At 36.4% G+C, this 25,396-nt stretch carries 23 protein-coding genes; 6 read left to right on the plus strand and 17 right to left on the minus strand.

The features are described 5' to 3' along the window. Positions 1-36 precede the first annotated feature (36 nt). From AQF98_RS11850 to AQF98_RS11860, 3 genes are all read right to left on the minus strand, one after another. Entirely contained in the window at positions 37-492 is a 456-nt protein-coding gene (locus tag AQF98_RS11850; protein WP_235524221.1) for a dCMP deaminase family protein, read from the minus strand. After that, on the minus strand, positions 492-1,775 hold the full coding sequence (locus tag AQF98_RS11855; RefSeq protein ID WP_055132180.1) for a sugar MFS transporter: 1,284 nt from the start codon (positions 1,773-1,775) through the stop codon (positions 492-494). The genes AQF98_RS11850 and AQF98_RS11855 overlap by 1 nt, the downstream gene beginning before the upstream one ends. 127 nt (positions 1,776-1,902) lie before the next feature. Continuing rightward, positions 1,903-3,339 carry an MFS transporter gene (locus AQF98_RS11860; protein WP_055132181.1) on the minus strand — a complete coding sequence of 479 codons (1,437 nt, stop codon included), beginning with the start codon at positions 3,337-3,339 and terminating at the stop codon, positions 1,903-1,905. Between the two features lie 232 nt (positions 3,340-3,571). Between AQF98_RS11860 and AQF98_RS11865 the strand changes: the two genes are divergently transcribed. Beyond that, a complete protein-coding gene (locus tag AQF98_RS11865; protein WP_055132182.1) occupies positions 3,572-4,192 on the plus strand; it encodes a LysE family translocator in 621 nt (206 codons plus the stop codon). A gap of 92 nt (positions 4,193-4,284) precedes the next feature. On the opposite strand, the gene AQF98_RS11870 is transcribed toward AQF98_RS11865, so the two are convergent. From AQF98_RS11870 to ubiE, 14 genes are all read right to left on the minus strand, one after another. Continuing rightward, positions 4,285-6,186 (minus strand): class II glutamine amidotransferase, encoded by a 1,902-nt coding sequence (locus AQF98_RS11870; RefSeq protein WP_055132183.1) that lies wholly within the window; start codon positions 6,184-6,186, stop codon positions 4,285-4,287. A 185-nt stretch (positions 6,187-6,371) separates the two neighbouring features. Further along, positions 6,372-7,190 (minus strand): glutamate racemase, encoded by an 819-nt coding sequence (gene murI / locus AQF98_RS11875; protein WP_055132184.1) that lies wholly within the window; start codon positions 7,188-7,190, stop codon positions 6,372-6,374. Positions 7,191-7,252: 62 nt separating this feature from the next. Then, on the minus strand, positions 7,253-7,855 hold the full coding sequence (locus AQF98_RS11880; protein ID WP_055132185.1) for an OmpH family outer membrane protein: 603 nt from the start codon (positions 7,853-7,855) through the stop codon (positions 7,253-7,255). 48 nt (positions 7,856-7,903) lie between these two features. After that, the gene (locus tag AQF98_RS11885; protein WP_055132186.1) at positions 7,904-8,434 is read right to left on the minus strand and encodes an OmpH family outer membrane protein; all 531 of its coding nucleotides are present in this window, start codon (positions 8,432-8,434) and stop codon (positions 7,904-7,906) included. Positions 8,435-8,465: 31 nt separating this feature from the next. Further along, entirely contained in the window at positions 8,466-11,003 is a 2,538-nt protein-coding gene (gene bamA / locus AQF98_RS11890; protein WP_055132187.1) for an outer membrane protein assembly factor BamA, read from the minus strand. A gap of 63 nt (positions 11,004-11,066) precedes the next feature. Beyond that, on the minus strand, positions 11,067-11,807 hold the full coding sequence (locus tag AQF98_RS11895; protein WP_055132188.1) for an isoprenyl transferase: 741 nt from the start codon (positions 11,805-11,807) through the stop codon (positions 11,067-11,069). Between the two features lie 19 nt (positions 11,808-11,826). Then, positions 11,827-12,633 (minus strand): DUF6089 family protein, encoded by an 807-nt coding sequence (locus AQF98_RS11900; protein ID WP_055132189.1) that lies wholly within the window; start codon positions 12,631-12,633, stop codon positions 11,827-11,829. A 1-nt stretch (position 12,634) separates the two neighbouring features. Further along, complete coding sequence (locus AQF98_RS11905; protein ID WP_055132190.1) at positions 12,635-13,516, minus strand: NAD kinase; 882 nt, start codon at positions 13,514-13,516, stop codon at positions 12,635-12,637. 7 nt (positions 13,517-13,523) lie between these two features. Further along, positions 13,524-14,186 carry a CBS domain-containing protein gene (locus AQF98_RS11910; protein WP_055132191.1) on the minus strand — a complete coding sequence of 221 codons (663 nt, stop codon included), beginning with the start codon at positions 14,184-14,186 and terminating at the stop codon, positions 13,524-13,526. Next, a complete protein-coding gene (locus tag AQF98_RS11915; RefSeq protein WP_055132192.1) occupies positions 14,187-14,951 on the minus strand; it encodes an alpha/beta fold hydrolase in 765 nt (254 codons plus the stop codon). It abuts the gene before it with no gap. 111 nt (positions 14,952-15,062) lie between these two features. Beyond that, positions 15,063-15,509: a GatB/YqeY domain-containing protein gene (locus AQF98_RS11920; protein ID WP_055132193.1), complete on the minus strand. Its 447-nt coding sequence runs from the start codon at positions 15,507-15,509 to the stop codon at positions 15,063-15,065. 78 nt (positions 15,510-15,587) lie between these two features. Next, positions 15,588-16,346 carry an SDR family NAD(P)-dependent oxidoreductase gene (locus AQF98_RS11925; protein WP_055132194.1) on the minus strand — a complete coding sequence of 253 codons (759 nt, stop codon included), beginning with the start codon at positions 16,344-16,346 and terminating at the stop codon, positions 15,588-15,590. Positions 16,347-16,395: 49 nt separating this feature from the next. Next, positions 16,396-17,160, minus strand: coding sequence for an outer membrane beta-barrel protein (locus AQF98_RS11930; protein WP_055132195.1), 765 nt, complete (start codon positions 17,158-17,160; stop codon positions 16,396-16,398). Then, a complete protein-coding gene (gene ubiE, locus AQF98_RS11935; RefSeq protein WP_055132196.1) occupies positions 17,157-17,885 on the minus strand; it encodes a bifunctional demethylmenaquinone methyltransferase/2-methoxy-6-polyprenyl-1,4-benzoquinol methylase UbiE in 729 nt (242 codons plus the stop codon). Before ubiE ends, AQF98_RS11930 begins: the two co-directional genes overlap by 4 nt. 135 nt (positions 17,886-18,020) lie before the next feature. Between ubiE and yihA the strand changes: the two genes are divergently transcribed. The 5 genes from yihA (at position 18,021) to AQF98_RS11960 (ending at position 25,370) form a co-directional block, all read left to right on the plus strand. Beyond that, positions 18,021-18,656 carry a ribosome biogenesis GTP-binding protein YihA/YsxC gene (gene yihA, locus AQF98_RS11940; protein WP_055132197.1) on the plus strand — a complete coding sequence of 212 codons (636 nt, stop codon included), beginning with the start codon at positions 18,021-18,023 and terminating at the stop codon, positions 18,654-18,656. Positions 18,657-18,699: 43 nt separating this feature from the next. After that, positions 18,700-19,563 carry a UbiA-like polyprenyltransferase gene (locus AQF98_RS11945; protein WP_055132198.1) on the plus strand — a complete coding sequence of 288 codons (864 nt, stop codon included), beginning with the start codon at positions 18,700-18,702 and terminating at the stop codon, positions 19,561-19,563. Between the two features lie 4 nt (positions 19,564-19,567). Continuing rightward, the gene (locus AQF98_RS11950) at positions 19,568-21,283 is read left to right on the plus strand and encodes a M3 family oligoendopeptidase (RefSeq protein WP_055132199.1); all 1,716 of its coding nucleotides are present in this window, start codon (positions 19,568-19,570) and stop codon (positions 21,281-21,283) included. Positions 21,284-21,432: 149 nt separating this feature from the next. Next, the gene (locus AQF98_RS11955) at positions 21,433-23,349 is read left to right on the plus strand and encodes an LTA synthase family protein (protein ID WP_055132200.1); all 1,917 of its coding nucleotides are present in this window, start codon (positions 21,433-21,435) and stop codon (positions 23,347-23,349) included. A gap of 74 nt (positions 23,350-23,423) precedes the next feature. Continuing rightward, positions 23,424-25,370 (plus strand): amino acid permease, encoded by a 1,947-nt coding sequence (locus AQF98_RS11960; protein ID WP_055132201.1) that lies wholly within the window; start codon positions 23,424-23,426, stop codon positions 25,368-25,370. The last annotated feature ends 26 nt before the right edge of the window (positions 25,371-25,396 follow it).

The following is a 25,396-nucleotide window of genomic DNA, read 5'->3' on the forward strand; positions in this document are numbered from 1 at the left end:
CTGACAAGCTATTTCCTATTCCCCATTCCCCATTTCCTACTCGCCACCATGCTGTAAAACCTTCACGCCAAAGCGCACTAAAAAATCTACCCCTTCATCACTTGCCAAACCTTTATAAGCCGCATAAGAATCCTTAAAATAGACTTTTTTAATCCCCGACGACAGAATTAATCTGGCACAGGCAATACAGGGTGAGAGTGTGGTATACAATGTTGAGCCTTCAATTTTAGATCCGTTTTTAATGGCATATAAAATCGCATTCTCTTCTGCATGTAAAGCCAACGAACAGCTTCCCTTACTATCTCTTGCACAGCCCACTTCTGGCCATTCTTCATCGCAATTGTGTGTACCCGCTGGAGGGCCATTGTAACCAATGGAGATGATACGGGTATCTTTTGTCAATACGGCACCAACATGTGCACGTACGCAATGCGAACGACCAGCTAAATCTGAAGCCAGATTCATGAAAATTTTATTAAAAGATGGTTTCATTATTTTTTTAGTCCTGCTTTATAACCTGCCATGGCATAATACAAAATATAAGCATAACATGGCAGCATACATATTAAAAAAGCAAGGTTATTGGCCATACCAAATTGTGATTTCAATTGCGCATAGATTTGTGGCAAAATAGCTCCACCTGCAATACCCATTACCAATAAGGCCGAACCAATTTTAGTAAATCTACCCAGTTTATTAATGGCTAAAGGAAATATAGCCGGCCACATTGGCGCATTGGCCAACCCTAACAAGGCAATAAAAGTTACCGCAGTATAGCCTTCTGTAAAATAAGCCCCTAAAGTAAATACCAGACCCAATATTGCGGCTAGTTTTAAACTTGTTTGCTGACTAATGTATTTAGGAATGGCAAAAATACCTATCACATAACCCACCAACATGGAGATCAACGTGAAAGTGGTAAAATATTTGGTGGTATCTAGGCTCATGCCCATTGCTCTTCCATAATTACCAATTACATCTCCTGCCATTACTTCTACACCAACATATAAGAATAAACAAATAACACCCAATACCAAATGCGGATGACTTAATACTGAAGATTTATGTGCAGTTTCAGCTCCAGATCCTTCATCTTCTTTATCTGTATCAATTTCTGGAAGTGATGATTTTTTTATTAAGAAAGCTAACACCATCAATACCACAGCCATAATTACATAAGGCGTAATTACTTTGCTTGCCAACTCGTCTAACAATTGTATTTTATCTGCTTCTGAGACAGCTACCTTGATCTTTTCTTCAATGGCTGTTGCATTTTTTAATACAATGGCACTTAAGATTAAAGGACTGATGGCACCTGCAATTTTATTACAGATCCCTAGAATACTGATGCGTTGTGCGGCACTTTCTATGGGGCCAATAATTGCCGCATAAGGATTTGAAGCTGTTTGCAATAAAGCTAAGCCTGCACCTTGCACAAATAAACCTGTTAAAAATAAACCAAAAGCACGTTGTTGTGCGGCTGGGATAAAAATTAAAGACCCAAGAGCCATTACAAACAAGCCAAGCGCCATTCCATTTTTAAACCCTGTTTTTTTAAGGATGGCCGATGATGGAATTGCCAAAAAGAAATAAGCCATGTAAAAGGCAAATGTGACTAATAGTGCTTGGGTTTCTTTTAAATCGCAAGCAATTTGAAGGAATGGGATCAGTGTACCATTGAGCCAGGTTACAAATCCGAAAACAAAAAACAGCATGCTAATGATTGCCATTTGGCGAAAAAAGCTGCTTTTTTGGTTAGGTGTTGATTCAGTCATTGAGTTTGGTTTTATTTTCAGTTGCTAAATATGCAAAATAAATATTGTTTGAACCACTACTAAAAAAATGTCTATACACAAAAAAGCCTCCCTTTAAAAAAGGAAGGCTTTTGAAATGTTATTTTAATTAATGACCACCAGATACTTTGGTATCAAAATTAATTCCTTGTTTTCTAAGTATTCCGCTTACTTTCCAAGCATAATAAGCTAGGTAGGCAAAACACAAAATACCTATGATATAACTGTATTGGATGCCTGTAAATTCAGAAACATAACCTTGGATCCAGCTGATGATACCACCACCCATGATCATCATGATCAAGAAACTACTACCTTGACTTGTATTTTTACCTAATCCGCTTACTGCTAAAGTAAAGATACAAGGCCATAATGTACTACAGAACAAACCTACACTTGTAAAGGCATATACACTTACCATTCCAGTGGTAAACATTCCAATCATTAATGCCAAAATACCGATACCAGAGAAGATCAACAACATTCTGGCAGGATTACCTTTACTCATTACATCGGCAATAATTAATACCAAAATGATCAGGGCATAGATATAAAATGGTGCTAAATCATGTTTTGCAATGGCATTTACACCCAAAAAGATGGCAAAAGCTAAATATGGAGCTACCCATCTTAATATTTTTTGTAGGTTAATCTTATCTGTAAATGCTTCAACCGCACCTGTCCATCTACCAATCATCATACTGGCCCAATACAACGAAATATAAGGCGCAACATCTTTAATCGCAAAACCTAGATCTTTTTCCATGTAGGCTGGTAAATTACTTGCAGTAGAAACTTCAACACCCACATACACAAAGATGGCGATCATACCCAATACCAATTGTGGGTATTTTAAAGCTGTCCATGCACTTGATGGCTTATCATCTTCGGCCGATGCCTCAACCAATGCTGGTCGATCTGGTAGCGGAGATAACTTTAAGAAAATGGCAACCAATAAAAAGGCTGCTCCTAAGATTAAATAAGGAATTTTAACACTCTCAATACTAATGCTTCCGGTGCTGCTTGTGCTTGCACCAAAAATGGCAAAACTCACAATCAGCGGGCCAATGGTTGTACCGAAGTTATTGATACCACCAGCTAAGGTTAAACGTTGCGAACCCGTACTGATAGGTCCTAAAGCAATTGCCAATGGGTTTGCTACCGTTTGTTGGAGCGAAAAGCCTAAAGCAACAATAAATAAACCAGACAACATTAATGGAAACGATCCGGAATTAGCTGCTGGATAAAACAATAAAGTACCCACTGCAGAAACTACCAAACCTAAGGCTAATCCATTTTTATAACCAATTTTATTAATTAGATCTTTTCCCATTAATAATGATATGCCCATATAGATTAATGAACCTACAGTATAGGCTACATAAAATGCAATAGATACCAATTGGCTTTCACTTTGAGTTAAATGAAATGCCTCTTTAAATACAGGGATGAGGATGTCATTACTTGCAGCTACGAATCCCCAAAAGAAGAATACCGTAACTAAGGGAATAAACTGCCCCCATTTGGTTTGTGTTTGTTGTTCCATTTTTGGATTTAGAGTTTAAGGTTTAGGCTATTTAATATTTAGTTTGTTAAACATAAATAAAATTTATTGCTTACTAAAGTGTAATTTATACACAATTGAAAAGAATTGTTTTGAATATGTTAACATCATATTATAATTAATGTTGGAATGAATTCTAATCAAAATTCGAAACAAAAAAGCTCAGATTTTAGCTTTAAAAATCGCATATTAGCATAAAATATATGATAGGCTAATGTTTGAAGCGATTTTATTGGGTATGGGCGCTGGGCTAATTTCCTCATTTTTAACTGGTCCTGTTTTTTTTGCAATGATAAAGACCAGTATTGAGAAAGGATTTAAGGCCGGTTTTTCATTAGCAGTTGGCGTCATTATCAGCGATGTTGTTTTAATTGGACTGGTACTTTATGGAAGTCAATTTTTAGTTTATCAAGAAAGTTTTGATAAATATGTAGGCATTATTGGAGGCTTATTTCTCTTTGCCGTGGGCGTCTATTACCTCTACTCGAAAGTGTCTATCAAATACGAAGAGAATGCCATTATCAAAGTGAGCAAAAGAGGCTATCTGCTCAAAGGTTTTCTGATGTGTATTTTAACTCCTTCTACCTTGATGTTTTGGATCATTGTAAGTGGGATCATCTCTGCAAAGCTCAATTCATTGGATGAAAAACTCTTTTGCTTTTTCATTGCCATGGCTACCCAATTAACCATAGACGGATTAAAAAGTTATTATTCTAGCAAATTGCGCTATCGGATTAAAGAAGACGCCCTCAAGAAGCTGAATAAGATTGCAGGCGTAATTATTATTGCTTTCGCCATCTGGTTGATCTATAAAACCTATCACCAATTTTATTAGTCTTTTTTTTCTTAAAATATAAAAGGGGTGAAAACTTAAGTCTTCACCCCTTTGTTATATCCAATAAATATTGTTGGACAGAAAAAACCTACTTAGTAAGCTCTTTGGTTATTTCCTTCTTTCCAGTTTACAAAAGCTTTATTTACTACTTTATTGCCACCTGGGGTTGGGTAGTTTCCAGAGAAATACCAATCGCCTGTATGATCTGGGCAGGCCAAGTGCAGGTTATCTAAAGTTTGATAAATGACCTCAACTTCTGCCTTCGTGCCAGCTGGTGTAATAATTTTTGCAATCTGATCTGAGATTTCTTGTTGTTTAAATGGTTTGTAAATCTCTTTCACATGGTTAACAATTTCTTCTTTTGGCAGTAATAGAGAAGCTTTACATTTTTGGTAAACTTCTTCTATAATGTGCTCCAAGCCTCTTTCTTTTAGCAACTGAACGGCTGCATCAAAAGCCACAAATTGTCCCATTTTAGACATATCGATACCATAACAATCTGGATAACGAATTTGAGGTGCAGAAGAAACGATAATGATTTTTTTAGGATGTAACCTGTCAATAATCTTAATGATACTTTGTTTCAATGTTGTTCCACGAACAATAGAATCATCCACTGCAATTAAGGTATCGGTATGGTTTTTAATTACACCATAAGTGGTATCGTAAACGTGGGCTACCATTTCGCCCCTATCGGCATCTTGTGTAATAAAGGTACGCAGTTTTACATCTTTAATCGCTAGTTTTTCTACTCTAGGCGACATCGAAAGCAATTCGTCCAGTTCTTCATCACTTAACTTTTCCTTACGGTTAAGCAAAGTATCTTTCTGCACTTCACGTACGTGTTGATGCAAACCTTCAACCATTCCATAAAATGAAACTTCGGCAGTATTAGGAATAAATGAAAAAACAGTATTCTTTAAATCTTTATTTACAGCAGATAAAACCTGCGGAATTAATAAGTGACCAAGTTTTTTACGTTCTTTATAAATATCTGCGTCGCTACCTCTAGAAAAATAGATTCGTTCAAAAGAACATGCTCTTTTCTCTGTTGGCTCGCGGTACATTTCTTGAGTTACCGTACCATCTTTTTTAACAATTAAAGCGTGGCCTGGTTCAATCTCTTTAACTTGTTTGATCTGTACGTTGAAAGCAGTTTGGATAGCTGGTCTTTCTGATGCGGCAACTACAATCTCATCATCTGCATAATAAAATGCCGGACGAATGCCTGAAGGATCGCGAAGTACAAATGCATCTCCATTACCTACAATACCAGAAATGGTATAACCACCATCCCAATTTTTTGCAGAACGGCGAAGAATGTTTGCAATGTTTAAGTTGTCAGAAATTTTATGGGTGATATCGACATTATTTAATCCTTCTTTTTTGTAGGTATCAAATAACTCTTGATTTTCATCATCTAAAAAGTGACCAATTTTTTCCAAAACAGTAACCGTATCTGCTTTTTCCTTTGGATGTTGACCAAGCTCGTACAATTGCTCTAACAGCTCATCAACATTAGTCATGTTAAAATTACCCGCAATTACCAAGTTTCTCGTCATCCAGTTATTTTGGCGTAAGAAAGGGTGGCAATTTTCGATGCTATTTTTACCGTGGGTACCATAACGCAAATGCCCTAATAAAACCTCGCCGATAAAGCTTACGTTTTGTTTTAGGAATTCGGTATCTTTCATTAACTCTGGCGTTTCATTCTGAATATCTACAAACTTGTTTTGTACATATCCAAAAATATCTGCAACCGCATTCTGAGCCATAGAACGGTAACGGCTAATGTAGCGGCTACCTGGTTTCATGTCTAATTTAATGGTTGCAATACCTGCACCGTCCTGTCCACGGTTGTGCTGCTTTTCCATCAACAAATACAATTTGTTGAGGCCGTAAAGTGCAGTACCGTATTTTTCTTGGTAATATGACAGAGGTTTTAACAATCGGATAAAGGCTATCCCGCATTCGTGTTTGATCTGATCACTCATTGATTATGATTGAGCCGCAAATTTACCGTTTTATCTCACTACTACCTAACAGAAAATGCAAGTTTTATCATCAAATTACCATAACTTGATAAATGCCTTGTTAATGATGGTTTTAAATAGCTGTAACCACTTAAGTCTAATAGGTTTGCAACAATAGATAGCGCTAGATATCAACTCTAGCGTTGTTACATTTTGGAAGAATTGAGCTCTTGCCCTAAAAATACGGAGGCATGTGCATCAAAAGTAGTCACATCTCCAGAAGTGTAAAAAGCTCTTTTCGAGTTTTTGGCCAACTGTCCTTCCATCTCAGGATGTCTTTTCAGATAATCGACTAAACTATTTGCAACAATATCGCCCTGCGCCAACAACTGGATATTTTTAGGCAGGTATTGTTCAATTTTTGGAATGAGCAATGGATAATGTGTACAAGCCAGTAAAATACAATCTATCTCTGCCGATTGCTGAAGAAGTTCTTGAAGATATTTGTTTACAAAATAATCTGCCCCTTCATTTTCATGCTCTCCATTTTCAATAATAGGCACCCACATTGGACAACTCTGCTGATGCACCTTTACCTCTGGAAAAAAGTGGTTGATTTCTATGGGATAGGAGTTTGAATTTACCGTACCTCTGGTACCCATTACACCTACTTGTTGAGTTTGGGTATAATTGCCAATAATTTCGGCCGTAGGCCTAATTACACCCAACACCCTATGGTTAGGATATTTTTTGGGCAGATCTAATTGCTGAATATTCCTTAATGCTTTAGCAGAGGCCGTATTACAGGCTAAAATAACCAAAGGGCAACCTTTCTCAAACAACCATTCTACACATTCTAAAGTATATTGATAGACGGTTTCAAAAGAATGATCGCCATAAGGAGAACGGGCATTATCGCCTAAATAAATATAATCGTACTGTGGAAGTTTTTCGGTGATAGATTTAAATACCGTTAAACCGCCAAAGCCAGAATCGAAAACACCTATTGAAAATTGATTATTCATTGCAAAAAAAAGCGGAATTAAGTTGAACACTTAATTCCGCAAGATATTAATTATTTATCTAATTATTGTTTAGGCTTAGCAGCACCTGCACCTGGTTTTGCAGCAGGAGCTGGAGTGGTTGCAGAGATACCCAATTTAGTTTTAACCGCAGCAGTAATATCTTCGCCACCATCAAAATAAAGTAAGTTATTGAAACCTTGAGATCCAGAGATATCAAAAACATAAGCCAATCCTTTTTCTTTAGCTACTGCATTCACTGCACCACTTAATTTTTGACCAACTGGAGGAAACAATTCGTTTCTTTTAGCTTCTACAGCTTCGTTACCTTTAGTTTGCGCATCTTGAATTCTTTTTTGAAGATCTTGTAATTCAATTTCTGCTGCTTGCAATTCTTTGCCTACTACATCTTTGTTGGCTTCACTTAATGTTTTTTGTTTGTCTTGCGCTGCTTTGTATTTTGTAGCCAATTCTTGACTCATTTTTTCTAGATCACCTTGCAATTTTTTTGCAAATGTTTCTAGTGCAGTCTGTGCCGTTTTTGCTTCTGGCATAGTTGCATAAATTTCATCGGTATTTAAATGACCGAATTTTTGTTGAGCATTGGCAACATTTGTTATTAGCATTAATCCTGCTGCAACAAAAAATACGTTAATTAACTTTCTCATTTTTCTATTTACTTAATAATTGTTTTATATTTTACTCTCTATTTTGTTTTATTTAACAAGTGTACCAGGTTTATAACCCAATTTAATAATCACATCATTACTAATGTCATAATTGCTACTTGCGTAAATCATCATTGTAGATTCACTACTTTTATCAAACACAAAATCAATGAATTTACCTTTTGCAGTTTCTGCAATAGTTGTTGCTATTTTCTCTTGTATTGGTTTTAACAACTTGGTACGCATTTGGAAAAGTTCTCCTTCTGGTCCAAATTTTAAACGTTGCAATTCTTTTGCTTTTCTTTCTTTTTCAATGATATCGTTTTCTCTACGTTTACGCATATCGTCTGTTAACAATACTTGATCTGCTTGATAAGCTTTATACATTTTATCTATTTCAGAAAAGCTATCATCAATTTGTTTTTGGTATTGTTGAGACATTCCATCTATTTGTGTTAATGATGATTTGTACTCTGGCAAATGCTTTAAGATATATTCTGTATCAACATAAGCAAATTTTTGTGCTGATGCACCTAATCCAATTAAGAGCAAAAAGCTAGCTAATATATATTTTTTCATTGACCTAACATTGTTTTTTAATGCTATAAAGTTAATTAAATCCTCCGAGTTGTTGTGCAATACTAAAGTGGAATTGACCTTTATTGGCATCTGGAATACCTGGTATTTTATCAAATCCGTAACCATAATCAATGCCTAACAAACCAAATATCGGTAAAAATATTTTTGCGCCAATACCTAATGAACGTCTTACGTTAAACGGATTGTAATCGCTAAACTTATTCCAAGTATTACCACCTTCGGCAAATGCAGTTACAAACGCTGTTGCTTGTTGTGAGTTGATTACTGGATATCTTAATTCAAGAACATATTTGGTGAAAATTGGGCTACCAGAAGTTTGCGCATTATTGATATTAGCACCTACCGGAACAACAGAGTTGTTAGAGTAACCACGCATTGCAATCAATTCAGAACCTTGTAAGAAATCAAATCCCTGCATACCATCACCACCTAATTTAAAACGTTCGAAAGCAGATTGACCTACGGCTTTATTATATGAACCTAAGAAACCAAATTGTGCTTGCGCTTTTAATACCAATTTACCCGTTACTGTTTGGAACCACTGCGATTCAAATTTCCACTTATGGTACTCAGTAAACCTATAACGTTGTTTATCTGAAGCTATTGCATAGTTTACATTATTTAGCAATGAGTAAGGTGGTGTTGCCTGTATGGTAAACTTAATGTACGAACCACCAGTTGGGAAAATATTATGGTTTCTTGAGTCTCTTGCAATTTCTTGTGTTAAGTTTAAGTTGTAAGAGGTACCTGTTTTAAATAAATAACCTTGGTAGTTATTTAAGATATACTGGTTCAAGTTAATAGAGTGAACTAATGAGAACCAGTTATCTGGCCATTTTAGTTTTCTACCTAAACTAAATGAAACTCCATTTAAACGAATTTTGTATGCATTTGCATCAGACAATGCCAAACCATTAGATTGCAAAGAGGTAAATGCACTTACACCAAAACTTACAGGTTTTTTACCACCAAACCATGGCTCAGAGAAAGAGAAGCTATATGATTGGTAATATTTACCATTGGTCTGTCCACGTAAGCTTAGTTTTTGTCCATCGCCTTTTGGCAATGGTTTATAAGCATTACCATTAAATATGTTTCTTAACGAGAAGTTATTAAAGGTTAATCCTAATGTACCAATTACACGGCCACCACCAAAACCACCTGATAGCTCAATTTGATCTGAAGGCTTTTCTTCCACATGGTATTCAATATCTACTGTACCATCTGCTGTGTTAGGTTTAGGAATAGGATTTGTTTTCGATTCATCAAAATTTCCTAATTGACCAATTTCACGCACTGTTCTAATCAAATCGGCTTTAGAGAATTTCTCTCCTGGCTTGGTACGTACCTCACGCAATACAACACGATCATTGGTAATGGTGTTACCCACGATACTGATTTTGTTGTTTGTATATTGAGGACCTTCGTAAATACGCATTTCTATATCAACGGTATCGTTTTGGATTTTGGTTTGGATGGGATCAATATTAAATGTCAAATACCCATCATTTAGGTAAAGACTTGATACATCATCTCCATTTGCACTTCCACGTAATTTTGCCTCTAATTTCTCTTCGCTAAAGATCTCTCCTTTTTCTATCCCGAAGATCTTTTTTAAAGTTTGTGTATCATATTTTGCATTCCCAACCCAGGTTACATTACCAAAGTAATATTTAGGGCCTTCGTGCACCTTCAATTTAATGCCAATGGCCTTATCACTATATTGATAAATGCTATCTTTTAATACAGCAGCATCTCTATAGCCCTTTTCTTGCATTTTGGCTACAAGTTTCAGTTTATCTTCTTCGTATTTTTCTTTGCTGAATTTACCACTACCAAAAATTTTATAAAAAGCCTGCTGTTTAGTCTTTTTAAGGTATTTTCTCAGTTTTGAAGATCTGAAGTCTTTGTTTCCTTCAAAGTTGATCTCGTGTACTTTTACACGTTTCCCTTTGTTGATATTCACTTGCAAGATCACGTTGTTCTCGCCGTTAGGATCTGGTTTTGATACGTAATCGATTTTGGTGAAGAAATATCCTTTATCTAAAAGGTATTTTCTAACAATAGCACTAGTAGTATTATATAAGTTGTCGTTTACAATTGTTTTCCCTGCTTTATCAGCTAATTTTTCGTTGAGGTCTGTTTTTTGTGATTTGCTAATACCTGTAATATCAAAAGAAGTTAAACGTGGACGTTCTACCACTTCAATATCAAAAAACACCGTATCACCTACCAATTTTGACACGTTTAATTGTACATCATCAAACAAACCCTGTGCCCAAAGGTTTTTAATTGCACTTGCAGTTACCTCACCTGGTAGGGTTACTCTTTCCCCTTTTGTTAATTTAGATAAAATGATAATTGTTTCTTTATCAAGGTATTTGGTACCGGTTAAAGTTGTTCCACCAATTACATATTCTTTTGGACTAAAATAATCTAGGTCTAAGCCGTTTACTTTTAAGCTTGCTGTAGCAGGCTGCTGACGAATCTGAGCTATTGTTGGCAAGCCAATTAACAGCAGAAATATAAGTTGGTATATTCTTTTCATTTACAATTTAAAAAACGTTGCTAAGTTAATTTAAACACCTGTTAAAAAGTGTTAAAAGTAAAATTAGTTCAGTTGTTCACTAATTTTTCCAAAGCGACGTTCGCGTTTTTGGTAATCTACAATGGCTTCAAAAAGATCTTCTCTTCTAAAGTCTGGCCATAAAGTTTCGGTAAAATACAATTCGGTATAAGCAATTTGCCACAAGAGGAAATTACTTACTCTGTGCTCGCCACTGGTGCGGATCATTAACTCTGGATCTGGCATCTGAGCAGTTGTGAGTTGGGCAGCAAAAGCATCTTCATTAATTTCTTCTAATGTAATTTCTTCTGCTTGTACTTGTTGGGCCAGCCTTTTGGCAGCTTCCAATATTTCCCATTTGGCGCTGTAACTTAAGGCCAATGTTAAGGTGCATTTGGTGTTTTTGCTAGTAATTTCCATCACATTAGCCAAATCATCAATGCATTTTTGAGGTAAAGATTTTAAATCGCCAATGGCGTTTAATCTTACGTTATTCTTGTTCAGTGTTTCTGCTTCTTGGTTAATGGTCGAAATTAACAGTTCCATTAAAGCATTTACTTCTTCAATAGGTCTGTTCCAATTTTCTGTAGAAAAGGCATAAACGGTTAAATATTTTATCCCAATATCTACACAACCTTCTACAATATCTTTTACAGAAAGTACGCCACTCTCGTGACCAAAAACCCGAAATTTACCTTGATTTTTAGCCCATCTGCCATTGCCATCCATAATAATTGCGATGTGCTCTGGTAAGCGTGTAATGTCTATTTGTTCTTTAAATCCCATTAATATTTTAAGCAACGCTTTAAAAAGTAAAGCATTTTTGGCTCACAAAGGTATAAGATATCCCAATACTTACAAACATGTAGGTATCTCTTTTTCTAAAATCGCCTCTTTGTTCTCCTGCATTACGTAATCCTGTAGGGTCTGATAGAAACATACTTTGCGCTCTTTCATTGGGCGGATCTCCATTCCAAGAGTTTTTCGAGGGATAAACTCCGCTCACATCATCTAGGTAGTCTGTAAAAGCTACCCGATAACCAATTTGAGAAAATGCCGTTAAATTGTCTGTTAATTTATATTTTGCCCCTGCACCAAAAGGCATGGTAATGGCATAGTTGCGATAAAGGTTTTCTGGGCCCTCTGTTCTATACAACCTTAAGGTTACATCGCCCCCACCCGTAGTTGCTTTTCTTTTGGGCTCATAAAGGAAACCGCCTATCCCAGCAAAGATATATGGAGAAAACCTGCGTTTGCTGATCGGAGAATAGATATCGAAAAAGTTGAAATTTCCGATAAAGCTGATTTCATTAATTGAGGTATAAAAATTGAGCTGTCTATTGTTTCTAAACTCTGCATTCGATGAAGTTAAATCGTTAGCCTTGATTTGACCATGGGTAAAATGTAAACCAAGCCCCCAATATGGATCGAAGTTAATCCGAGCAAATGCACCAGCAGCAATACCACTAATTTTTATCGGATTGTTTACATTAAGATCACCCATGTATCCTGCACCTCCAAGATCAATGCCTATTTCGGCTCTTTGCGCAAAAGCAGTTGAAAACAGGCAGAAAAATAAAAGAAAGGATAAAACTAGTTTTTTGTATCGCATTTTAATAGTTACGGGTATCTATACCCCAAAGTAATTTATTCCTTAACGTAGTTAAATAACTTTCATTGTTAAGGCGAAGTAGATTAACATTAAAACTGGCTTTATTGATGTTGATTTTAACAGACCGGTCTACCGTTTCCGTTCTCGAATCGCAAGAAACCAAAAATTTGGTGCTTCTTGCCTCAATTTCAAAAGTCAACTTCACATCGTCGGGAACAATAATTGGTCTCACATTTAAATTATGTGGTGCAATTGGTGTAATGACAAAATTTTGTGCGTTGGGCAATATAATTGGTCCTCCGCAACTTAATGAGTAAGCCGTTGAACCTGTTGGAGTGGCAATAATCAATCCATCTGCCCAATAAGAATTGATAAATTCTCCATTCATATAGGCATGAATGATCATCATCGCAGAGTTATCTCTTCTGTGGATAGTGATATCGTTCAAGGCAAAATTCTCATCTCCAAATAAGGAGTTCTGCGATTCGAAGTTTAAAATGCTTCTTTTATCTAAAGAATATTCGCCTTTTACCAAAGCTTCAATTGCTGTTTTAATTTCGGTTTTGTTGATACTGGCCAAAAAGCCTAATCGGCCAAAATTGATCCCTATTACTGGAATTTGAGAATCGCGAATTAAAGATAAAGTATCTAATAGTGTGCCATCGCCTCCCAAACTTAATAACACATCAACTTCGGTTAATAGTTCTTTATGGGTAGAAAATGTGATGACATTTGCAGGCAGCTTCACCTTAGGTTTGATAAAGTTGTAAAACTTTAGATAAACCAAGATCGTAACTTGTTGTTGGGCCAATGCATCGAACACTTCTTGTACAAAAGGCAAAACACTATCATTAAAATCTCTACCGTAGATTGCTATTCTCATGTAGGCTTTATACGTTTAAATAGTTCATGAAAGAATTGAATCGATCTGCTGAACCATCATCGTTTTGTGAATTGTTAAAAACAGCTTTAACTTCGTAGTTGTAACGCTCAAAAGAGGCAATGATACTCGATAGTTCTGTTTTATTGATCTTTAAGGTCACTTCTAATTTTGTAGAATCGGCAAAAGAGCTCACATATGAAGAAAGAATCTGTGCATTATCTGCCTCTACAATCTGGGCCATATGTGCCAACGAATTATTTCTATTGCTAATTTCTAAAACAATAATTCCTCCAGGTTCTTTCAAGGCATACATATCAGCCGTATAGGCCAAAAGATTATGGATAGAAACTACACCTAAGTAATTTTTGTTCATATCTAAAACTGGCACCAACGACAATTGTAATTGGTTAAACAGTCGCACTACATCATATATATGTGCATTTTCGAAAACAAAGGGATTTAAGATTGAAAGGGATAAACCACCAATAGGTGTTTCTTGATCTCTAATTTCAATCAGTTCGTCTTCGGCTACCAGCCCTAAAAACTGAGCTTCGTTTACAATTGGTAAATGGTAAAGTTTAAACTCACTCATCCTATCTAAAGCTTTCTGTACACTATCAGAAGTCTTTAGTGGTGGAATTATATTTGATATGAGTTCGCCTGCTAACATTTATTTTAATAGAATTCTGTTTAAAAATTTATCTAAATATGCATTAAATTCTGTTGGTCTTTCCATCATGGGTGCATGTCCACATTTATCTACCCAATTTAATTCTGAATTAGGCAAAAGCTCATGGAATTCTATAGCAACATCTGGAGGCGTAATTTTATCTTGTTTACCCCAAATTAAAGAAACCGGAATAGTTATTCTAGACAGTTCCTTATTCATATTATGGCGTATGGCCGATTTTGCCAAAGCTAAAATGCGAATTACCCTCGAGCGGTCATTTACAGATTTAAAAACTTCGTCAACAAGTTCTTTAGTTGCTGTTGCCGGATCATAAAATGTAAATTCTACCTTCTCTCTAATGTAATCGTAACTTTCTCTTCTAGGAAACGAACCACCAAAAGCATTTTCGTATAAACCAGAACTGCCTGTTAATACCAATGCCTTTACAAACTCTTGATGTGCTACCGTAAAAACCAAACCTACATGTCCACCCAAAGAGTTTCCAATTAAAACCGCTTGACTCAGTTTTTTGAACTTCATAAAACGGTGCAGGTATTTTGATAAACTTTTAACACCTAAAGTTAAGATAGGCAACTCATAAATTGGCAATATTGGTACTACAACGTGATAACTGGCTTTAAAGTGATCAAGTACTGGTTCCCAATTACTTAACTCGCCCATTAATCCATGAAGTAATATTAACGTCTCGCCTTCGCCCGCCTCTATAAATTTAAACCCCTCTTCTTCAATTACTTCGTATTCCATATATGGTATTAGTTGTATAGTAAGTGCTACTAAGTTAATAGAGTAAAATTAAATTATGGTAAATAATCTAAATATTTTTCTAAAAACCGCATTACTGATGCAATACTAATTTTAGGCCAATTGCGCTTTTACAATTTCCCCTATTAATTTTCCATCAGCTTTGCCTGCTAATTCTTTATTAGCTAAGCCCATTATTTTTCCCATTTCTTTAACACTTGTTGCACCAGATTCGGCAATAATTTTGGCAATAATTTGCTCAATAGCTGCTCTATCCAATTGTTGTGGTAAAAATTGGCTAATTACATCTATTTCCTCTTGCTCTACATTGTATAAATCTTCACGACCTTGCTCTTTATAAATGGTTGCAGACTCTTTGCGTTGTTTAACCAATCTCTGTAGAATTTTAATTTCTGCATCTGCATTGATCTCTTCTGCATGTCCTTTTTCTGTTTTTGCCAATAACAAAGCTGCTTTAATGGCCCTTAAACCTCTTAGTTTGGCCTGATCTTTAGCCAACATGGCTTGTTTTATTTCTTGATCTATTGTAGTTGATATCATTTTCTTCTTGTTTAATCGATTAATTGTTTCAACTGGTTAACTGCATCAGGCAATTTCTCAATTTAAACAGTTAACCTGTTAGTCTCTTTTTACTGTTGTTGCTGTTGCCTGTGCAGTTGGCATAATTAGCATGTCGTTGATATTTACATGGGCTGGTCTACTTACCGCAAACCAAATGGCTTCTGCAATATCTTGTGCAATTAAGGGTTCAAAGCCATCATAAACTTTTTTCGCTCTACCTTCATCACCTTTAAAACGGACGATAGAAAATTCGGTTTCTACCATTCCTGGGTGTATGCCCGTTACTTTTATCCCGTAAGGTAAAAGATCTATACGCATACCTTGGTTTAAAGCCTCTACCGCATGTTTGGTTGCACAATACACATTGCCATTGGCATACACTTCTTTACCAGCAATAGAACCAATGTTAATGATATGACCTTTCTTTTGGGCTACCATCCATCCACTTACTACCTTAGAAACATACAATAGGCCTTTGATGTTTGTATCAATCATGGTATCCCAATCGTCGGTATTGCCTTTATCTATTGGATCTAGTCCTTGACTTAGGCCTGCATTGTTGATCAACACATCCACATTTTTCCATTGGGCAGGCAATGTTTCTAATACATAGTTGATATTCTCTTTGTCTCTAACATCAGCCTGGATCTTTTTAACCTCTACTGCGTATTTGTCGGCCAAATGATGTGCTATTTTTTCTAGCAGGTTTTCTCTTCTACCCAATAAAATCAAATTGTAACCTTGTTGGGCGAAAAGATGTGCGCAAGCCTCGCCAATACCTGAGCTTGCACCTGTAATTAATGCAATTTTAGCCATTTGTTAATTTATTTGATTTAACAAAGGTATAAATTTTTGAACGGGGAACTTACTGGAAAAATAAACTGAAAGTAAAATGTCTGAGCTTTGCTTTTTCAATAGGACTATCAAAGGCATTGCCTTCATGTTTAACGACATCTTTTAGAGAATAAGACAATTTGAATTCGGGCGACATTTTAAACCATTCAAAATAGAGGTCAAAACCAATGCCTGCTTCGTACGAAAGATAGCTCCGGTTGTTGCGCAGGTTTTTTTCCATCTCGTCAGTAACGTTAGCATTGCTATTTTTTTTACTGGAAGCCATATCGATCGAATACTTAAAACCACCTAACATGTATGCCCTGAAATTCATCAAACGATCAGATTTAACTTTTATGCCAATGGGCAATTCTATCATGGTTGCTTTAGTAGTCTTTAACTTTTCGTTAGTTGAAGCATCATTCATTAATGGCTTATTATAGGCATACAACATTTTACGATCGCTAAAAACCAATGTAGGCGTAAAACGCAGATCTAGATTATTGTTAAGTTGGCTATTTACAACAAAACCAATCCCAAAGCCAGGAGACACTGGAGAAGAAACGGCCGTAAGCGAATCTGTAATCTGTCTATAACCAGTAGCACTTGAAGGATCGGCAATAATAAAGGGTTGTCGCCAATTCTGTTTCTTCAAAATTTTATATTCTGCAGCCACATATTGAAAAGTAAAACCAAAGCTCAGTTTATCATCGTCGATACCGCCACCCCAGTTTTGGGCTTTTGTAGCACCAAAAACAAATAATAAACAAATTAGTAAAGTAAGTTTTATCTTCATTTAATACCTGTATAAATGGCACTTATACCAAACGTTAAAGAGTGGTGTTTGGTATTTTTATACCCAACTTTTTCCATTAACTGTGTAAACGCCTGTCCATCTGGAAAAGCAATTACCGATTCGTTTAAATAAGTATAGGCTCTTTTATCTTTTGAGAATAATTTGCCGAAAAATGGGGTAACGTATTTAAAATAGAAATGATAGAGTTGTTTTACAGGGAAAACACGGGGCTTTGAAAATTCGAGAATTACAATTTTACCTCCTGGTTTTAACACTCTCAACATATCTGCCAAACCTTTTTCCAAGTGTTCGTAGTTGCGCACCCCAAAAGCTACTGTAATGGCGTCAAAGGTATGATCTTCAAAATTCAAACCTTCTGAATCACCAAGTTGAACTGAAAAAATATGTCCTAGGTTACGCTCTTTAATTTTTTTTTGAGCCACTTCTAACATCCCCTCAGAAATGTCTACCCCAATAATTTGCGCTGGCTTAAGAATTTTGATCGATTCGAAAGCAAAATCTCCAGTTCCAGTTGCCACATCTAATATCGTTTTGGGTTGGATAGCTGCCAGTTCTTTGATCGCCATTTTACGCCAAATAATATCAATACCAAGGGAAAGAAAGTGATTTAAAAAATCGTAAGTATTCGAAATATTATTGAACATGGTGGTTACCTGTTCTTTTTTAGTTGCGTTACCTGCGTATGGAGTTATTTCTGGATTCATAATTCGTGGTCAAAGATAGAGAAAATGGTTAATTGTTTAATTGCTAAAATGTCTAATTGTTAGCGGTAAGTCTGTTATCTAGTTATTACAATTAAACAGTTAACCTCACATCCCTAAATTTCTTACCTTTGTACCATGATTATAAAATCTGCCACATTTGTTGTAAGCAACACCAAGGTTTCGGCTTTACCAGCACCAGACATGCCAGAATATGCCTTTATTGGCCGTTCTAATGTCGGAAAATCTTCATTAATTAACATGCTGGTTAACCAACAGGGTTTAGCAAAAACATCGCAAAAACCTGGAAAAACCCAACTGATTAACCATTTTTTGGTTAACGAGAAATGGTATATCGTAGATTTACCTGGCTATGGCTATGCAAAGGTTTCAAAAAGCAGTAGAGAGAAATGGGAAAAATTTATCAGGAACTACCTTACCAAAAGAGAGAGCCTACAATGTGTTTTTGTATTGATAGATAGCCGTTTAGAGCCTCAGAAAATTGACCTCGAATTTTGTTCATGGTTGGGCGAATGCCAGATTCCTTTTGCATTGGTTTATACCAAGGCCGATAAACAATCTGGGCCTAAAACCGATCAGAATGTTGCAAAATTTAATAAAGCATTATTGGGCTGGTTTGAAGAAGTACCTCCATTTTTTGTAACCTCTGCAGAAAAAGCACAGGGCAGAGATCAGGTTTTACAATTTATTCATGAAGTAAATGAAGATTTTGTAATGCCAATAGTAGACCCACAATTTTTCAACAAAGATTAATCAATAACACCACAATAGCCTATCAATTGTTTCAAATTCAAGCATGAAAAAATACTTTTCACTCGTTTTATTTGCACATTCTATATTTGCGATGCCATTTGCTTTAATTGGCTTCTTTTTAGGGGTAACCACTACTCAAAATCCATTTAATTGGTATTTACTGGCTTTGGTTATTTTATGTATGGTATTTGCTAGAAATGCAGCTATGGCTTTTAACCGTTACTTAGATAGAAATATCGATGCCAAAAACCCACGTACGGTAATGCGTGATATCCCGGCAGGTAAAGTTTCTGCAAGTGAGGCCCTCACTTTCGTTATTGTTAACTGTATCCTATTTGTGGTAACTACTGCATTTATTAACCATTTATGCCTTTATTTATCGCCAATTGCCTTGTTTGTGGTATTATTTTATAGTTATACCAAAAGGTTTACAGCGTTATGCCACCTGGTGCTTGGATTAGGATTAGCCCTTGCCCCAATTGGTGCTTACATTGCCGTAACCGGCGTTTTTAACATTGTTCCTTTATTTTATTCTTTCGCTGTTCTTTTCTGGGTAAGTGGTTTCGACATTATCTATGCCTTACAAGATGAGGGCTTTGATAGAGCAGAAAAACTACATTCAATTCCTGCTGCACTGGGCATCAAAAATGCGTTGCGCTTATCGGTAGTATTACATATATTTTCGGCACTCTGTGTGATTATGCCTTTATTCTTTACCGAATTTAGTTGGGTATATTATATTGGCATTGCCTTTTTCTGTGCTATGCTTACCTATCAGCACTTATTGGTTAAACCCACAGACATTAGCAAGGTAGATAGGGCCTTTGCCACTACCAATGGATTTGCATCAGTCATATTTGCACTTTGCTTTTTAGTAGATGCTTTTTTAAGAACACATCATTTCTAATCTCATGAATAACTTGATCATCAATAAAAAACCAAGAACATACATTCCACAAGATCTTAAAATAGAGTGGGAAAATCTAGCTCCAATTTTGGATGAGTTGCAAAAAAGAGCGATCAATTCTGCACAAGAACTAGAACAATGGTTAAAAGACAAAAGCGAACTGGAAGCTGCATTGGAAGAAGATTTTGCTTGGCGCTATATTAAAATGAGCTGCGATACGGCAAATGAAGATTTAGTAAAAAGTTTTCAGTACTTCGCAACTGAGATTGAGCCTAAAATTTCGCCTATTGCAAATGAGCTGAACAAGAAATTTAGCGAAAGCCCATTTATTGATCAATTGGATCAAGATAAGTACTTTGTATATATCCGAGCGGTAAAAAAGGCTTTAGAGCTCTATAGAGAAGAAAACATTGAGCTGTTTACCCAATTACAGGTGGCTCAACAAAAGTATCAAGGCATTACAGGTGCCATGAGTGTTAAAATTAATGATCAAGAATTTACATTAGAGCAAGCCGCTAATTTTTTAAAAGACACCAACCGTAGCGTAAGACAAAATGCCTGGGAAACCATTCAGCAACGTCGTTTAGTTGCTAAAGACGATTTAAACATCTTGTTTGATGAATTGGTAGCCATGCGCCATCAAGTTGCGCTCAATGCCGGTTTTGAAAATTACCGTGATTATATGTTTCAGGCCTTGGGACGTTTTGATTACACCCCAAAAGACTGTTACGATTTTGCAGAAGCCATAGAAAAGGAAGTAGTACCTGTATTAAAAGAACAGGCAGAAAAAAGACAAGTTGCCTTGGGTTTAACCACACTTAAACCATGGGATATGGAAGTAAGTACAACTGGCAAACCTGCTTTAAAACCATTTAACAATGGACAAGAACTGATTGACAAAAGCATTGCATGTTTTACGGCCATTAACCCTTCTTTAGGAGAGAAATTGGCCATTATGAAAGCCAATCATCTTTTTGATGTAGAAAGTAGAATGGGTAAAGCTCCAGGTGGTTACAACTATCCTTTGGCAGAAACCGGTGCTCCTTTTATCTTTATGAATTCGGCCAATTCGTTAAGAGATTTAACCACCATGGTTCACGAAGGTGGACATGCTATCCACACTTTTTTAACGGCAGATCTGGCATTAAACGATTTCAAGCACTGCCCTTCTGAAGTTGCAGAATTGGCTTCGATGAGTATGGAATTGATTTCGATGGACAATTGGGATGTGTATTTCGATAATGAAGAAGAATTAAACAGAGCCAAAAAAGAGCAATTGGCCGATGTGCTCAAAACCTTACCTTGGGTAGCGGTAATTGATCAATTTCAACACTGGATCTATACCAATCCGGGGCACAATGCCGCAGATAGAGAAGCTGCCTTTAAACAAATTTATACCCGTTTCGGGGCCGGATTTGCAGACTGGACAGATTTTGAACAACAGTTTGGCAATCTTTGGCAAAAACAACTACACTTGTTCGAAGTTCCGTTTTACTATATTGAATATGCCATTGCTCAATTAGGAGCTATTGCCGTTTGGAAAAACTACAAAGAAAACCCAAGCAAAGCGCTAGATCAATACTTAGCTGCCTTGGCATTAGGTTATACCAAACCTATGAATGAGATTTATGAAACCGCTGGAATTAAATTCGACTTCAGTGCGGCCTATATTAAAGAGTTGGCCGAATTTGTAAAAGACGAATTGAATAAATTGAGTTAAGCTTTCAGTTAAAAGCTTTTTACTATATAGGCAACAAAAGGGAATCTAGCTCATAGATTTCCTTTTGTTGTTTTTCGTTTTAAGGGTTCAGATTTTCTTCAGAATTAGAATCTAATTTTGCACATTCGTGCAACCTAATATTAAGCCTCATGTTTAAAAAACTCTTGGCCACTCGCTTTAAGCTATTGGCAATTGTCTATATATTCATCATTGCTGTTTCTTTTTTAACCAGATTAACACTCTTTATAAATTCGTTTGACCAACTAGACGGTAATATTTTTCAGTTTTTGGGCATATTTCTCATCGGCTTGTTCAATGATACGTTAATGAGTACTTTCTTTTTGATTCCATTTGTACTGTATTTATGGTTAGTCCCTAATCGAATATATACCAAAAAATGGCATCGTTTTTTTCTTTATGGATTGGTACTGTTAACCATTACCTTACTGATATTCAATGCGGTTTCTGAATGGTTTTTCTGGGATGAATTTTCTACCCGTTACAACTTCATTGCTGTAGATTATCTCATTTATACCACCGAAGTGGTGGGCAACATTTGGCAGTCATATCCTATTGTTAAATTATTGATTGGCATTTTTATATTGAGCATCTTCGCTTTGTTGCTTACAAAAAAATACATCAAAGCACCAATAACCAATCCCCTAACTTTTAAATGGAGAACCTTAATTGCATTGCCGCTTTTGCTTTTACCTGTACTTGTTTTTTTATTTGGCAGTAACAAAGCAAAACAGTTTAGCCGCAACCAATATGCTTCAGAACTAGCTGGAAATGGAATGTATGATTTTGGTGCTGCCTTTTTCAATAACCAACTAGATTACGATAAATTTTACAAAACAGAAGCCGTAGCTGATATTTTTAATACCGTTAAAAAAGATTTTGCAGGTGCAGAATTCCAAAGTGATTCGATCGCCTCCATTACCCGAACGATTACTTATCCCGGTCCTCAGAAAAATTACAATCTGGTATTAATTAGTGTAGAGAGCCTAAGTGGCGAATTTCTTACTAGGTTTGGAAATACCCAACACATTACTCCTCATTTAGACAGCCTGGCCAACCAAGGTTTGTTCTTTTCTAATCTGTTTGCTACGGGTACCAGAACAGTTAGGGGACTTGAGGCCTTATCGTTAAGCTTACCACCTACCCCAGGGCAATCTGAAGTAAAAAGACCCAACAACGAGGGCCGCTTTTCATTAGGCAATGTTTTAAAAAGCAAAGGTTATACCACCCAGTACTTATATGGCGGCTATGGTTATTTCGACAACATGAACTACTTTTTTAGCAACAATGGTTACGAGGTGATTGATCGCTCGGCCATAACCGATGAAAAAGATATCCATTACGAGAACATTTGGGGCGTAGCAGACGAGGATCTTTTTACCTTGGCCATTAAAACATTCGATGCAAATTACAAGCTCGACAAACCATTTTTTAGTCAGGTAATGACCACCTCTAACCATCGTCCATTTACCTACCCAGAGGGAAGGATAGATATCCCCTCACATACCAATCGTGCTGGTGCGGTAAAATATACCGATTATGCCATTGGAAAGTTCATTAACGACTGTAAAGACAAACCTTGGTTTAACAACACCATTTTTGTAATTGTGGCCGACCATTGTGCCTCAAGTGCCGGAAAAACCGAGTTACCGATCAAAAACTACCGCATTCCGATGATTATTTATGCACCGTCTATTGTTAAACCAGGTAATTTTAATGGCCTAACTTCTCAAATTGATGTGGTTCCAACTTTGTTGGGCATGCTCAATGTAAGTTACACCTCTAAGTTTTTCGGATTCGATATTTTTAATACTCCAGCAAGTCAACGAAGAGCTTTTATTAGCACCTACCAAAATCTGGGCTATCTCAAAGACAATAAACTGATTATTTTATCTCCTCAACAAAAGGTAGAAGCATTTGCTGTAGACAGTACCAGTTTTGCTACTACCCTTTTAAAATCTGCACCAGTTTTAGAAAAAGAAGCAATTGCCTATTATCAATCGGCCAGCTATTTATTGCGCCACCGACTTTATCAATTTAAAAAGTAAAAATCGTAACAAAACGGAATACGAAACCTGAGTTTTAAACTTATTTTTTTAAGTTTGAGCAAACTAACCAATTTATGTTCGAAAAACTATTTAGAAAAAAGTCCATTAGTAAAATTTTAGAAGATGCGGCAAAGGGATATGGAGAGCACGGAGATTCACTTCATAAAACCCTAGGCGTAAGAGATTTAACCGCTTTTGGTATTGCTGCAATTATAGGTGCTGGTATTTTTAGCACCATTGGTAAAGCCAGCGCAGATGGTGGTCCGGCAGTAATTTTCTTATTCATATTCACAGCAGTTGCCTGTAGTTTTGCTGCTTTTGCCTATGCAGAATTTGCTTCTATGGTACCTGTTTCTGGTAGTGCCTATACTTATTCTTATGTAGCTTTTGGAGAATTGGTGGCTTGGATTATTGGTTGGTCGTTAATTATGGAATATGCCATTGGGAATATTACGGTGGCCATTTCTTGGTCGGATTATTTTACTGGGCTGCTCTCCTCCATTCGAATACCTGCATTAGGCATTGATGGAATACATGTGCCAGATTGGGCAACAATGGATTATTTAACCGCTTTTAATGGCCATAAACATGCCGAAGCCTTATTAAATGCAGGCAAAAGCATGGCTAATTTAGATGATGCAACACGTATTGCCAACAATGCTTGGACAAGTGCTCCACAAATTGGCAATTTCCATATCGTAGCAGATTTACCAGCTTTGGGCATTATTATCTTTATTACCTGGTTAGTTTATCGCGGAATGAAGGAATCAAGAAATGCCAGTAACGCAATGGTAGTGGTTAAACTTGCGGTTATTCTATTGGTTTTAGCAGTTGGTGTGTTTTATATTGATACTAAAAACTGGAATCCTTTTGCGCCAAATGGTGTATCGGGTGTATTAAAAGGAGTATCTGCAGTGTTTTTTGCTTATATCGGTTTCGATGCCATCTCTACCACGGCTGAAGAATGTAAAAACCCACAAAAAGACTTACCAAGAGGTATGATGTGGGCAATTATCATTTGTACCGTTTTATATGTTGCCATTGCATTGGTATTAACAGGAATTGTAAAATCAGATACATTAGCAGTTGGCGATCCACTGGCCTTTGTTTTTGATCAGATTGACCTTAAATTAATGAGTGGAATTATTGCGGTAAGTGCAGTATTTGCAATGGCCAGTGTATTGTTGGTGTTCCAAATGGGGCAACCACGTATCTGGATGAGCATGAGCCGTGATGGTCTTTTACCAAAATCTTTTTCTAAAATACACCCTAAATATAAAACGCCATCTTTTGCAACTATTGTGGTTGGTTTTGTAGTAGCTGTACCTTCCCTATTCATGAACCTTACCATCGTAACAGATTTATGTTCTATTGGTACTTTGTTTGCCTTTGTATTGGTTTGTGCCGGAGTTTTGGTATTGCAAAATAGACCTGGGGTACAAAGAGGAAAGTTCAAAATTCCTTATGTAAACTCTAAATTTATTATTCCAATTATTTTAATAGCTTCAATTGCAGTGGCCTTTACAAGCTTTAAAACGGAGACAATGGCTTTCATTAGCAATGAGACCAAAGTAAATGGACCGGTAACTTTCATTACCTCACTTACAGATCAAGAGCTGGCTACCGTTAAAAATGAGATCAGCGCAAGCCCAGTTGTATTACAAGGCAAACAGATAGATGCTGAAGCTTATTTGAATAGCCTTACACCTGTGCAGTACAATGAATTTATGAGCAAATCTGCCATTCAGTACGATAAAAAATACGAAAGTGGTTGGTCGTTATTTAAGCATAAAATCCCGATGTGGATCTTCTTGTTTATTTGTTTGATCATCACTTATTATTGTATCACCAAAAACCTATCATTGATCCCTGTATTGGGTTTAATCAGTTGTTTGTACATGATGTGCGAGTTGGGTATTTCTAACTGGATTGGCTTTGGAATATGGTTGGTGGTTGGCTTAATCGTTTACTTCGCCTACGGCTTTAAACATAGCAAATTGGGGCAACAGCAATTGAGTTAAAGGTTGCGAGTTATGGGTTACGAGTT

Source organism: Pedobacter sp. Hv1, assembly GCF_001412215.1.
GTDB lineage: Bacteria > Bacteroidota > Bacteroidia > Sphingobacteriales > Sphingobacteriaceae > Pedobacter.